We start from the raw sequence: 13331 nt of genomic DNA on the forward strand, positions 1-13331 counted from the left end.
TTCACAATTCACTCAGTGCATAACACCAAAGGGGAGGGTGAAGGATGCTGATTTTGATCAAAAAATGGCATAACGTTTAAACAAAAATGACAAAATTCCTGAAAGCATTCAGCTGGCGCGCGTTTTACCCCCTTTTCGCGCGCCAGAAGAAAATTAAATGCGGAAATGTCCGGCCGTTTCAGCAAGGTCGCCCGCCTGGCTCTGCAGGGCGCTGGCTGCGGCGGCGGATTGCACCACCAGTTCGGCGTTCTGCTGCACCATACGGTCCAGGTGCGTCACCGCATGGTTGATCTCATGAATGCCTTTCATCTGCTCACTGGTCGCGATGGAGATCTCGCGCATGATGCCCGAAACGCTACCGATGCTGGAGCGGATCTCATTCATGCTCTCTCCGGCCAGATGTACATAACGAGAACCGGTCGCCACGCTGTCAGTGGTGGAATCGATCAGAGATTTAATCTCTTTAGCAGCCTGGGCGCTGCGGCTGGCCAGGTTACGCACTTCACCTGCTACCACGGCAAACCCGCGGCCTTGCTCTCCGGCGCGCGCCGCTTCGACGGAAGCATTCAGCGCCAGAATGTTGGTCTGGAAGGCAATGCCGTCAATCACGCTGGTGATGTCGCCAATTTTAGCCGAGGCCACTTCAATAGACTGCATGGTGCTGATGGCCTGGGATACCACTTCGCCTCCACGCGAGGCTGCGGCTGAGGCTTTACTCGCCTGATCGTTGGCTTCCGCTGCGGACTCATTCGACTGGGTGACCGAGGCGGTGATCTCTTCGACGGCACTGGCCGTTTCACGCAGGCTGGAGGCGGCCTGTTCAGTACGCCCGGACAGATCCTGGTTGCCCGCTGCAATTTCCCGTGCGGCATTTTTCACCGACGCACTCGCATCCCGTAGCTGAACCATCACCACCGAGAGCTTATCGCTGAAGGCGTTAAACGCCTGGGCGATCTGTGCCACTTCATCTTCACCGTTATCGGGCAGGCGCTGCGACAGGTCGTTGGTGCCGTTGGCAATGTTATGCATCGCGTCGCGGATATCCGATAAACGCTTCAGCAGACGGGCAATCATGAAGTGGACAATTGCGCCGCTCAGCAGGGCCAGGATCACCAGCGACAGCGCCGAGGCTTTCAGCAGGGAGCGCATACCGGAGGTGGCATCATTGTTGTCGAGTGCCACAATCAGCATCCAGTGTGTGCCTGGCACCGCTGTTGCCACGAACGTTTTCTCAACGCCGTTAAACGTTCCGTCGACCGGGTCACCCTTTTTCAGCGCGCTAAAGTCAGTCCCCTTGAGCACGTCGGCAAACGGCTTCAGCGTCAGGGCCGGATCGTTGGCTGCAATCACGGTGCCGTCGCTGTCAATCAGCAACCCGCTGCTCGCCGGAGTGGGGTGAATACCGCGAATGTTAGCGACCACGCTATCCATTGCCACGTCGCCTGCGACCACCGCTTTCAGGGTGCCATTTTCTTTGACCGGCACGGCGAAGGTCACCACCAGCTTGCCGGTTCCTGCATCAACGTAAGGAGCGGTAACAACGGGCGCGTCGGCGCTGACGACCTGCTGATACCACGGGCGAATGGTCGGGTCGTAATCCGCCGGAACACCCGCAGGATCAGAGAATTTTGCCGTTTTGCTGGCATAGCCCACATAGACGTTAGTAAACCCGCCAGCCTGAGCGAGTTGTTTAAAGGTCGGAACCGGATCATCGCTCAGCGCGACGCTCTGCGCGGAAACAATCACGGTCATCTTGCTGTTTACCCAGTCCGCAATCGCCATATTATGGCTGGCACTGGTGCTGGTCAGGATATCGCGCTGCGACTGCTGGTTATCCTGGCGCGTGACCTGGAAGTTGATAACGGTATTAAGAAGAAGGGCGACGACCAGACAGCCTGTCGTCGCGGCAATGATACGAGCACGAATGGACCTGAACATAAGTGAAATACCTGCTGTGTTGTTTTCATGCCTATCGGCAATTTCGCAGGTAAACTTGATGCTGAAACCGCGTCCATAAGAAAATAATATTTTTACGGGTTTATTATTAAAAAGTTAATACTTTATCGGCGGTCAGAGTCCACTCAGCCAGCTCAACAAGGGTACCGATTTCAACACCCTCAATCAGCGGCAGCCCGGTGATCCCGCGCCCGTCGGTGCAGGTTTTACACAATTTAACCGGTACATTTTGCGCCGTCAGGATCTCCAGCATCTGCTGGATGTTGTACCCTTCAGCAGGTTTTTGCCCCTTCAGTCCGGCTGTTACCGCATCGGACATTAAAAAAAGACGCAGTTCCAGGTTGCTTTCGCGGTCGCGCAGCGCAATCGCCAGACGCAGGCTATTAAATAGGGATTCGCTACCGTAAGCCGCACCGTTGGCGACGATCACAATCTTCTGCATATTGACTCCTGTTCTTGTAAAGGCACGGATATTGCTTATCTCAACGGGTATACCTATCCGGGAGAGTAAGTATGACGTTGAAGGCTGGCAGTTCGCCCGGCGCAACCGCGTGGTTTCAACGCGCCAGGCAGATGCGCAGGGAACATCTCAGCAGGCTAGCGCAATCAGGGGCGCTGGTGAACGGCATCAGCCGACTGGTGCATATGTTACAGTGCGAACGCGGGGCATCAAACGTCTGGCTGTGTTCACAAGGCAAGCTCTATGCGCCCGAATGCAAAGCCAGCAGAGCACTGGTCGATGAAAATATTACGCTTTTTCATCATTTTCTCAATGAGCACTCCCCATTGCCGGGCAGTGCGGTGTGCGAACGCATTGCCCGTGCCCTGCAGTGTCTGGAGACGCTTGACGCACTGCGTGACGGCGTCACTGAGCAAACTATTGCGGCACCTCAGGCGATGGAGCACTACAGCCGTATGCTCCGCCATTTGCTCAGTATCGTTCCGCAGCTTAATGACAGCATTGACGATCCGCAAATCGCGGGCCGCTTTGTGGCGCTCTATTGTCTGATGCAGGGAAAAGAGCTGGTGGGCCAGGAGCGCGCGCTGGGGGCAATTGGCTTTACCCTAAACTTTTTTGACGATGAAACGCGTCAGAGACTGGTTGATCGCATTGACGGGCAGCAGGCCTGTTTTGAGGTCTTTTTATCGCACAGCCATGCCGACGTGCAGGAGACATTTACCCTCTATTGCCTGCCGGATCGTGAAACCGAGCAGCTCAGACGCATGGCCTGTACCCGCCAGCCTGCGGCCGATAACGGCAATACTGCGCTGAAGTGGTTTGCGTTGCAGACCGCGCGTCTTGAACATTTGCGCACGCTGGAGGAGGGAGAGATCGCCGATCTGATGGTCGCGGTCGATCAACGAATGCGCAGCGATGATGAATGCACACCCCAGGCCAGCGAGCATGACGATCCTCTCGCCCACTTCCCGGATAAGCCGCTTCTGCCACTGGTTCGTCATCAGGCGCGGGAAATAGAACAACTCTCTCGTCAACTGGCCTCGCTGCGCGACACGCTGGAAGAACGTAAAACCATCGATAAAGCCAAAAGCATCCTGATGACGTACCAGAACATGAGTGAAGAGCAGGCGTGGACGGCGCTGCGTAAAATGGCGATGGATAAGAACCAGCGGATGGTGGATATCGCCCGCGCGCTGCTCACCGTGAAGAATCTCTGGCAGATAACACCAAAGGAGTAGTTGCACAGTCAGTGGGCATTTTTTGCATGATTCAGGTGCGTAATCGCTGGCAGCAACCGATGAGAGCCGGAAAAACAAGGGATTAAAAACTGGCATCTACTTTGCAGTAACAAACTCACTACTTTCGACAATGTACCAACGGCGGTGCATGTGTCTTCGGGATAAAGGCGTCCAGCGGTGCTCCGGCACTGTCGGGCGCTTTTTTTTGGCTTTTTTTCAGGAGTGGTTATGGCGGATGTGTCGAGACGACGGTTTTTGCAGGCCAGCATGCTGGCGAGCGGGGCAATGCTGTTACCTGGCGTCATGCAGGCGGCGTGGGCGGCTGGCTCGGATAAGCCCGAGCAGGAGACGGTACGCGTAGGGTTTATCCCTCTGACCGACTGTGCTCCGCTCGTTATCGCGGCGCTGAAAGGGTTCGATAAAAAATACGGCATTACCCTCGTGCCCACGAAAGAGGCGAGCTGGGCGGCAGTGCGTGACAAGCTGGTCGCCGGGGAACTGGATGCCGCACATATTCTCTACGGCCTGCTGTACGGGCTGGAGCTGGGTATCGCCGGTAAGCCTCAGCAGATGGCAAACCTGATGACTCTCAACCAGAACGGCCAGGCCATTACGCTCTCCAGCGATCTGGCAGAGAAGGGCGTTCGCGATCTGGATAGCCTGACAAAAATGATTGGGCAGCAGGCACCGGGGACATACACCTTTGCACACACCTTTCCGACGGGCACGCACGCCATGTGGCTCTATTACTGGCTGGGCAGCGCGGGTATTAATCCGTTCGACGACGTTCGCACCGTGGTGGTGCCGCCACCGCAAATGGTGATGAACATGCGCATAGGCAATATGGTCGGTTTTTGCGTCGGGGAGCCGTGGAATGCGCGCGCCATTAACGACCGGATCGGGTTTACCGCCGCAACCTCTCAGTCCATCTGGGCCGATCATCCCGAAAAAATTCTCGGTACGCGCCGCGACTGGGTAGATAAAAACCCGCATACCGCCCGCGCGCTGGTGAGCGCTGTTCTGGAGGCTGCGCGCTGGATCGACGCTTCAGCGCAGAACAAACGCGAAACCGCGCAGATCCTCGCACGTCGCGCGTGGCTGAACACCAAAGAGCAATACCTCACCGGAAGGATGCTCGGTGAATACGAAAACGGCCTCGGCCAGCGCTGGCAGGATGCGCATCCAATCCGCTTCTTCAACGACGGTGCCGTGAGCTATCCGTATCTTTCCGACGGCATGTGGTTCTTAACCCAGTTCCGCCGCTGGGGATTACTCAAATCTGCACCGGACTATGCGGGCATCGCACAGCGTATTAACCAGACGTCGGTCTGGCAGGATGCCGCCACAGCCGTAGGGGGGATCACCACACCGGCATCATCACTTCGCAGCAGCACACTGATGGACGGCACCGTCTGGAACGGTACCGATCCGGAAGGTTACGCCACCCGCTTCGCCATTCATCACAGAGGGGCCTGATTATGCAGCATCTGCAAAATACGAAACCACAAGAGACGTCAGAGAGCGGGGAAGTGATTGTCCTGCCTCCGTTACAGGTTCGCCGTCGCGCGCCTGCGTTTGCCCGGCGGATGAATGGCCTGTTACAGCGCATCATCCCGGCGCTCCTCGGCCTGGGCTTGCTGGTGGTGCTCTGGCAACTGGCTGCGATTAACAGCAAAGGTTTCCCGACGCCGCTCAGTACGCTGGATTCGGCGTTAACACTCTTCGCCGACCCGTTCTACCGCGACGGCCCCAACGATATGGGCATCGGCTGGAACGTGCTTGCCTCGCTGCAGCGTGTGGCGGTGGGCTTTGGTCTGGCGGCGCTGGCCGGTATTCCGCTCGGTTTTCTGATTGGCCGCTTCACCTTTTTTGCGCGCATGTTCAACCCGCTGATTGCGCTTCTGCGCCCGGTCAGCCCGCTGGCCTGGCTGCCTATCGGCTTGCTGTTGTTCCAGAAAGCGGAACCCGCATCGAGCTGGACGATTTTTATCTGCTCGATCTGGCCGATGGTGATCAATACCGCCGAAGGGGTGCGCCGTATTCCGCAGGACTATCTCAATGTTGCTCGCGTGCTGCAGCTCTCTGAGTGGACCATCATGCGCCGCATTCTCTTCCCCGCCGTGCTGCCCGCCGTGTTGACCGGGGTGCGCCTCTCCATCGGTATCGCCTGGCTGGTGATCGTCGCCGCTGAAATGCTGACCGGGGGGCTGGGGATCGGCTTCTGGATCTGGAACGAGTGGAACAACCTCAACGTCGAAAACATTCTCATCGCCATCGTCATCATTGGCGTGGTCGGGTTGCTGCTGGAGCAGGGGCTGATGCTGATCGCCCGTCGCTTTAGCTGGCAGGAAAAATAAGGAGTGATGATGAAACCGTTAATTCAGGTACAAGCTGTGAGCCAGCGTTTTTCCACTGCCAGCGGCGAGTTTCTGGCGCTGCAGAACGTCTCTTTTGATATTCACGAAGGCGAAACTGTGAGCCTGATTGGTCACTCAGGCTGCGGCAAATCGACGCTGCTGAACCTGATCGCCGGGATCACGTTGCCGACCGAAGGCGGGCTGATCTGTGACAACCGTGAAATTGCCGGTCCAGGGCCCGAGCGCGCGGTGGTATTTCAGAACCACTCTTTGCTGCCGTGGCTCACCTGCTTCGACAACGTCGCGCTGGCGGTGGATCAGGTGTTTCGTCGCACCATGAGTAAAGTCGAGCGTAAGGAGTGGATAGAGCACAACCTCGATCGCGTGCAGATGGGTCACGCCCTGTACAAACGTCCGGGAGAAATATCCGGCGGCATGAAGCAACGTGTAGGTATCGCCCGCGCGCTGGCGATGAAGCCGAAAGTCTTACTGATGGATGAACCCTTTGGTGCGCTGGATGCGCTGACGCGTGCGCATCTGCAGGACTCGGTGATGCAGATCCAGCAGGCGCTGAACACCACCATCGTGCTGATCACGCATGACGTGGACGAGGCGGTGCTGCTCTCCGATCGCGTGCTGATGATGACCAACGGCCCGGCTGCCACCGTCGGGGAGATCCTGTCTGTTAACCTGCCGCGGCCGCGCAATCGGGTGCAACTGGCGGACGACAGCCGTTATCACCACCTGCGCCAGCAAATCCTCCATTTCCTCTATGAAAAGCAGCCGAAAGCGGCGTAACGAGGAGGCCACGATGCGACTGGTGATTATCGGCAATGGAATGGCGGCGACACGGCTGATTGCCTCGCTGACCGGGCGTGCGCCTGGCCGCTTTGCTATCACCGTGATTGGCGATGAGCATGAGCATGCCTACAACCGCATTCAGCTTTCTCCGGTGCTGGGCGGCGAAAAACAGGCGGCGACTATTCGCCTGCAGGAGGACGACTGGTATCAGCAGCGTGGCGCCACGGTTCTGAGGGGGGAAAAGGTGACGGCGGTGGATGTGGTGCGCGCTGAAGTCCATACCCAAAGCCTGACGCTGCCCTGGGATGAACTGGTGTTTGCCACCGGGTCGCTGCCGTTTGTGCCGCCGATCCCTGGTCACGACGCACCGCACGTCTTTACGTTTCGCACCCTGAAGGATACCCGCGCGATTCTCGAAACGCCAGGCCCGGCGGTGGTGCTGGGGGGCGGCGTGCTCGGTGTCGAGGCTGCGGCGGCGCTTGCGCGTACTTGTGACAATGTCACGCTGGTGCATCGCGGCCCGTGGTTGATGGAACAACAGCTGGATCAGCAGGCGGGGCTGCTGCTGGAAGAGGCCCTGGCGGAGCGCGGTGTGCGGTGTGAACTGGCTACCAGCATTACGGCTATCGCCGCGGATTTTGTGACGTTATCCCATGGCCGTCAGCTCGACGCCAGGCGCGTGGTGCTGGCTACCGGCGTGCAGCCCAACGTTACGCTGGCAAAAGCGAGTGGCATTGAGTGCGCCAGAGGCATTGTGGTTGACCGCTGGATGCAGACATCCGCACCACATATCAGCGCCATCGGCGAATGCTGCGAAACAGAGGGTCAGACATTTGGCCTGGTCGCCCCGTGCCTGGCACAGGCAGATATCCTCGCTGCTCGCCTGGCTGGTGATACAGCAACGCCCGTCGCGCTAACCGGGAACGGGATGCGCCTCAAGGTGACGGGCGTGGAGTTGTTCTGCGCCGGACGCGCAACGGCACAGGCGGATGATGTGGTCTGGCAATCGTGGGACCCGCTGACGCGCCATTACCGCCGCTTAGTGATCAATCACGGCACCCTTGCAGGCGTGCTGCTGGTGGGGGATTGCCGCAGCGCAACGACCTTCACCGATTTACTGGCAACGCCGGTTCCCGCACACGTGGACTGGCTGTTTGATCGTTTCACTACGCAACCGCAGGTTGCAGGACAAAACGCTATGACAAAACCTACTCTGGTGGTGGTTGGACACGGTATGGTCGGCCATCATTTTCTTGAAGACTGCGTTAACCGCAATCTGCACCAGCAATACCAGATTATCGTCTTCGGTGAAGAGCGCTATGCCGCGTATGACCGTGTCCACCTTTCAGAATATTTTGGCGGGCGCAGCGCAGATTCGCTCTCGCTGGTGAAAGGTGATTTCTTTACCGACAACGGTATTGAGCTGCGTCTGGCTCAGCAGATCGTCGCGATTGACCGCGAAACGCACGTGGTGCGCACCGCCAGCGGGCATGAAACCCACTGGGATAAACTGGTGCTGGCAACCGGCTCGTATCCGTTTGTACCGCCTGTACCCGGTAACGATCTGCCGGGCTGCTTTGTCTATCGCACGCTCGACGATCTCGACAACATTGCGGCACATGCTGAAGGCTCCCGTCGTGGTGTGGTCATAGGCGGTGGCCTGCTGGGGCTGGAAGCGGCGAACGCGCTGAAACAACTGGGGCTGGAAACTCACGTGGTGGAGTTTGCGCCGAATCTGATGGCGGTTCAGCTCGACAACGACGGCGCGGCAATGCTGCGCAAGAAAATTGAGGCACTGGGCGTGGGGGTACACACCAGTAAAGCCACCACGGAAATTGCGACAACGGACGACGGGCTGGTACTGCGCTTCGCCGATGGTGAACAGCTGGAAACCGATATGGTGGTCTTCTCGGCCGGTATTCGTCCGCAGGATGCGCTGGCACGCAGCAGCGGGCTGAGCACTGGTGAACGTGGGGGGATCTGCATTGATGCCCGCTGTCAGACCTCCGATCAAAACGTGTTTGCCATCGGTGAATGCGCACTATGGGAAGGCAAAATTTTCGGCTTAGTGGCACCAGGCTATCAAATGGCACGCGTGGTGGCGGCTACGCTTGCAGGCGAAGAGAAGAGGTTTGCCGGGGCCGATATGAGTACCAAACTGAAGCTGCTCGGCGTAGATGTGGCCTCGTTTGGGGATGCCCACGGGCGAACCCCTGGCGCGTTATGTTACCAGTGGACGCATGGCCCTCAGCAGATCTACAAAAAAATCGTGGTCAGTCACGACAGCAAAACGTTGCTGGGTGGCGTGCTGGTGGGCGATGCGAGCGAATACGCTACGCTGGTGCAGATGATGCTCAATGGTATCAGCCTCCCAAAAGAGCCTGAAACCCTGATTTTACCCGCTTCGTCAGGCAGTGCGCCGAAAGCGCTGGGCGTGGCGGCGCTGCCGGAAAGCGCGCAGATCTGTTCGTGTCATAACGTCAGCAAAGGCGATATTTGCCAGGCGGTGAGCGCAGGTGCAACGGATATCGGCGCGGTTAAACAGTGCACCAAAGCGGCGACGGGCTGTGGGGGCTGTAGCGCGCTGGTGAAGCAGGTGATGGAATTCCAGCTTGCGGAGCAGGGCGTGGAGGTGAAAAAGGATATCTGCGAACACTTCCCGTACTCGCGGCAGGAAATTTATCACCTGGTTCGCGTCAACCACATTCGCACCTTCGACCAGCTGATCGGTCGCTATGGGCACGGACACGGGTGTGAGATCTGTAAGCCGCTGGTGGGATCAGTGCTCGCCTCCTGCTGGAATGAATACCTGTTAAAACCGGCGCATCTGCCGCTGCAGGATACCAACGACCGCTACTTTGCCAATATTCAGAAGGACGGGACCTACTCCATCGTGCCGCGCATGCCAGCAGGCGAAGTGACCGCCGACGGGCTGATCGCCATCGGCCAGATCGCAAAACGCTACAACCTGTACAGCAAAATCACCGGCGGACAGCGTATTGATCTGTTCGGTGCCACCCTTGAACAACTGCCGGAGATCTGGCAGGCGCTGGTGGAGGCCGGGTTTGAAACCGGACACGCTTACGGTAAGTCCCTCCGCACGGTGAAGTCCTGCGTCGGGTCGACCTGGTGCCGCTATGGCGTGCAGGATTCTACCGGGCTGGCGGTAAAACTGGAGCACCGCTACAAGGGGTTGCGTGCGCCGCATAAAATCAAAATGGCGGTGTCCGGCTGCACCCGCGAGTGCGCCGAAGCGCAGAGTAAAGATGTCGGTGTCATTGCCACGGACAAGGGCTGGAATCTCTATCTTTGCGGTAACGGTGGCATGAAACCGCGCCATGCGGATCTCTTTGCCAGCGATCTGGATGACGAAACCTTAGTTCGTACCGTCGATCGCTTCCTGATGTTTTATATCCGTACTGCGGACCGCCTGCAGCGTACCAGTACCTGGATGGATAACCTTGAAGGTGGGCTGGACTACCTGCGTGAGGTGATCCTCGACGACAGTCTGGGCATCGCCCACGAGCTGGAGCAGGAGATGGCCCGCGTGGTGGAGACGTATCAGTGCGAATGGCAAACCACGCTTAACGATCCAAACCGACTGGCGCTGTTCCGTACCACGGTGAACAACACCCCAGCGGAGGAGAGCAAACGCTGGCAGGAGATCTGCGGCATCGACGACATTCCGGAACAAGCCGGGATTGGCGCGCGGCTGGGGCACAACCCTATTGCGCTGTTCCGCTTTGGTAAATCCGTTTATGCACTTGATGATATTGAACCGGGCAGCAGTGCGAACGTGCTCTCGCGCGGCATTCTGGGCGATGCGGGCGGTGAGCCGGTGGTGATCTCTCCGCTTTATAAACAGCGCATCCGCCTGCGTGACGGGCGGCAGTGTGAGAACGGTGAACCCGCCGTGCGGGCGTGGCCGGTAAAAGTCGAACACGGCAAAGTGTGGGTCGGTAGCCAGGAACTGGTCATGCGCGCGGAGGCATCATGAATGAAACGCGGACAACGTGCCCTTACTGCGGCGTGGGCTGTGGCGTGATCGTCAGCGTTGAGGGCGAAAAGGTAAGCGTGCGCGGAGATGAACGCCATCCTGCAAACTTTGGGCGGCTTTGTGTTAAAGGCTCGGCACTGGGCGAAACCACAGGCCTGCAGGGGCGGCTGCTACACCCCGTTGTTGACGGCCAGGACGTGGAATGGCCACAGGCGTTAAGCGCGGCGGGCGAGCGGCTACGGGAGATCATTGATACCTGGGGGCCGCAGGCGGTGGCGTTCTACGCCTCCGGCCAGTTGCTGACAGAGGACTATTACGCCGCCAATAAGCTGATGAAGGGATTCATCGGTGCGGCTAATATCGATACCAACTCCAGGTTGTGTATGTCGTCTGCGGTGGTGGGCTATAAGCGCGCATTCGGGGAAGATTTGGTGCCGTGCAGCTATGAAGATGTGGAAAACAGCGACCTGGTGGTACTCGTCGGGTCAAACGCCGCCTGGACGCATCCGGTGCTCTACCAGCGGCTGGTGCAGGCCCGGCAGAACAACGCCGGGATGAAAGTGGTGGTGATCGATCCGCGCAAAACCGCCACCTGCGATATCGCCGATCTGCATCTGGCGCTTGCGCCGGGCAGTGACGCCGGGCTGTTTGTCGGCTTGCTGAACCTGATTCAGAAAACCGACGCGTGGCCGGTTGCTCGCGTGGCAGAATTTTGCGGTTTATCCGCCGAAGAGATCGGGACTTTTTACGACTGGTTTATGACCGCCCCCCGCGCCATTACGCTCTACACCATGGGGATCAATCAGTCCACCAGCGGGAGTGACAAATGTAACGCCATTATCAACGTCCACCTTGCCAGCGGAAAATTCGCCCGTCAGGGCTGTGGCCCGTTTTCGCTGACCGGACAGCCAAATGCGATGGGCGGGCGGGAAGTGGGCGGGCTGGCGAATCAACTGGCGGCACACATGAATTTCGAACCGGACGATCTCTCGCGCGTGGCGCGCTTCTGGGGAACCGGGCGGCTGGCGCAAACGCCGGGGCTGATGGCGGTGGAACTGTTTGACGCCATTGCCCGCGGTGAGGTGAAAGCGGTGTGGATTATGGGCACTAACCCTGCTGTATCGCTGCCGGACAGCCATGCGGTGTGTCAGGCACTGGCGAACTGCCCGCTGGTCATCGTCTCGGAGGTAATGCAGGACACAGATACCAGCCGTTTTGCTCATATTCGTTTTCCGGCGCTGGGCTGGGGAGAGAAAAATGGCACGGTGACCAACTCCGAGCGCCGCATTTCGCGTCAGCGAGCTTTCCTGCCCGCCCCTGGCAACGCCAAACCGGACTGGTGGATTATCGCCAGGATAGCTGAACAGCTTGGCTATGGAGAGGCATTTGCATGGGAACATCCGCAGGCGATTTTTTGCGAACATGCGGCGCTTACGGCCTTTGAGAATAACGGTGAGCGGGCGTTAAACCTGCATGAACTTGCCGGCTTGACCCGCGCTGAGTGGGACGCGCTGGAGCCGTACCAGTGGAACGCCGGAGATTTCCCCTGCAGACGGATCGTTCCCGTCGAACCTGCATTACACAAGGCTGTGGCAGATGCGCTCTATCCGCTGATACTGAATACTGGCCGCATTCGCGATCAATGGCACACCATGACCCGCACAGGATACGTTCCCCGGCTGATGCAACATATCGCTGAGCCATTTGTTGAGATCTGTCCGACCGATGCCTCACGCTTTGCACTGCTCGACGGTCAGCTCGCGCGGATCAGCTCTCCGCGCGGTGTGATGGTCGCCAGAGTGCGCATTAACGACTCACCACGGGAGGGCGAGCTGTTTGCGCCCATGCACTGGAATTCCCTTTTTTCGCGTCAGGGCAGGGTGAACGCGCTGGTGGAAGGGCGCTGCGATCCCTGCTCAGGCCAGCCTGAGAGCAAACAAACCGCCGTAAGGATCATGCCCTGGCAGCCTGGCTGGCAGGGGGAACTGTATGCCCGCGAACTGCCGGACCTGCCGTCTTCCGTCTACTGGTGGCGCAAAACCTCTCGACTGACCGTGGCTGGCGATAAACCGCTGCTGGAGTGGGTAATGGCGTATGCCAGCAATCAGGGCTGGCAACTGCAAATCGCTAAAACCGACGAGCGCAGCAGCGTGCTGGCGTGGCATAACGGCGCGCTGATGCTTGGGTTCTGGGAAGGTACTGCATTACCGGATCTGGCACATACGTTTATTGAAGCCTCGTTCCAGCATGCTCCTGTTGATCTTGCCGGACGTCATGCGCTGTTGAACGGACAGAGCCCGGATGAGCGCGCCGAACCGGGGCGGATCATCTGTAGCTGTTTCAGCATCGGGGAGAAGGCGATTCGTGAGGCCATCGCCGGAGGGTGTGATTCTGTCGAGGCGCTGGGAGCCAAATTACGTTGCGGGACGAACTGCGGATCGTGCGTACCGGAGTTGAAAACCCTGTTTCAGGTTATTCCTGAAAATTCCCGTTAAGGCTGCAAAAGAAAAAGAATCACGTTA

The 13331-nt window shown here is 58.4% G+C and carries 8 protein-coding genes; 6 read left to right on the forward strand and 2 right to left on the reverse strand.

Translation table 11 applies throughout. From position 1 onward, the window contains the following. Window positions 1-153: 153 nt before the first annotated feature. Entirely contained in the window at window positions 154-1938 is a 1785-nt protein-coding gene (locus tag ABGB15_RS09495; protein ID WP_215722191.1) for a methyl-accepting chemotaxis protein, read from the reverse strand. A gap of 106 nt (window positions 1939-2044) precedes the next feature. Next, complete coding sequence (locus tag ABGB15_RS09500; RefSeq protein ID WP_215722190.1) at window positions 2045-2398, reverse strand: DsrE/DsrF/TusD sulfur relay family protein; 354 nt, start codon at window positions 2396-2398, stop codon at window positions 2045-2047. A gap of 71 nt (window positions 2399-2469) precedes the next feature. Here ABGB15_RS09500 and nasR point away from each other — a divergent pair, with 71 nt between their 5' ends. The 6 genes from nasR to ABGB15_RS09530 all read left to right on the forward strand — a co-directional run bounded on the left by nasR (window position 2470) and on the right by ABGB15_RS09530 (window position 13304). After that, on the forward strand, window positions 2470-3654 hold the full coding sequence (gene nasR / locus ABGB15_RS09505) for a nitrate regulatory protein NasR (protein ID WP_215722189.1): 1185 nt from the start codon (window positions 2470-2472) through the stop codon (window positions 3652-3654). 228 nt (window positions 3655-3882) lie between these two features. Further along, window positions 3883-5130 (forward strand): CmpA/NrtA family ABC transporter substrate-binding protein, encoded by a 1248-nt coding sequence (locus ABGB15_RS09510; protein ID WP_215722188.1) that lies wholly within the window; start codon window positions 3883-3885, stop codon window positions 5128-5130. A gap of 2 nt (window positions 5131-5132) precedes the next feature. Further along, complete coding sequence (ntrB, locus tag ABGB15_RS09515; RefSeq protein WP_215722187.1) at window positions 5133-6011, forward strand: nitrate ABC transporter permease; 879 nt, start codon at window positions 5133-5135, stop codon at window positions 6009-6011. Window positions 6012-6020: 9 nt separating this feature from the next. After that, window positions 6021-6809: an ABC transporter ATP-binding protein gene (locus tag ABGB15_RS09520; protein ID WP_215722186.1), complete on the forward strand. Its 789-nt coding sequence runs from the start codon at window positions 6021-6023 to the stop codon at window positions 6807-6809. A gap of 13 nt (window positions 6810-6822) precedes the next feature. Then, window positions 6823-10809: a nitrite reductase large subunit NirB gene (gene nirB, locus ABGB15_RS09525; protein WP_215722185.1), complete on the forward strand. Its 3987-nt coding sequence runs from the start codon at window positions 6823-6825 to the stop codon at window positions 10807-10809. Then, window positions 10806-13304 carry a nitrate reductase gene (locus tag ABGB15_RS09530; RefSeq protein WP_215722184.1) on the forward strand — a complete coding sequence of 833 codons (2499 nt, stop codon included), beginning with the start codon at window positions 10806-10808 and terminating at the stop codon, window positions 13302-13304. The genes nirB and ABGB15_RS09530 overlap by 4 nt, the downstream gene beginning before the upstream one ends. The last annotated feature ends 27 nt before the right edge of the window (window positions 13305-13331 follow it).

It is taken from the genome of Enterobacter sp. MALB-1 (assembly GCF_041021625.1).
GTDB classification, from domain to species: domain Bacteria; phylum Pseudomonadota; class Gammaproteobacteria; order Enterobacterales; family Enterobacteriaceae; genus Enterobacter; species Enterobacter oligotrophicus.

What these genes read in the sequence shown, in the direction of transcription:
- ABGB15_RS09495 (WP_215722191.1), bottom strand. Translation starts at nt 1,938, where the DNA reads ATGTTCAGGTCCATTCGTGCTCGTATCATTGCCGCGACGACAGGCTGT.
- ABGB15_RS09500 (WP_215722190.1), bottom strand. Translation starts at nt 2,398, where the DNA reads ATGCAGAAGATTGTGATCGTCGCCAACGGTGCGGCTTACGGTAGCGAA.
- nasR (WP_215722189.1), top strand. Translation starts at nt 2,470, where the DNA reads ATGACGTTGAAGGCTGGCAGTTCGCCCGGCGCAACCGCGTGGTTTCAA.
- ABGB15_RS09510 (WP_215722188.1), top strand. Translation starts at nt 3,883, where the DNA reads ATGGCGGATGTGTCGAGACGACGGTTTTTGCAGGCCAGCATGCTGGCG.
- ntrB (WP_215722187.1), top strand. Translation starts at nt 5,133, where the DNA reads ATGCAGCATCTGCAAAATACGAAACCACAAGAGACGTCAGAGAGCGGG.
- ABGB15_RS09520 (WP_215722186.1), top strand. Translation starts at nt 6,021, where the DNA reads ATGAAACCGTTAATTCAGGTACAAGCTGTGAGCCAGCGTTTTTCCACT.
- nirB (WP_215722185.1), top strand. Translation starts at nt 6,823, where the DNA reads ATGCGACTGGTGATTATCGGCAATGGAATGGCGGCGACACGGCTGATT.
- ABGB15_RS09530 (WP_215722184.1), top strand. Translation starts at nt 10,806, where the DNA reads ATGAATGAAACGCGGACAACGTGCCCTTACTGCGGCGTGGGCTGTGGC.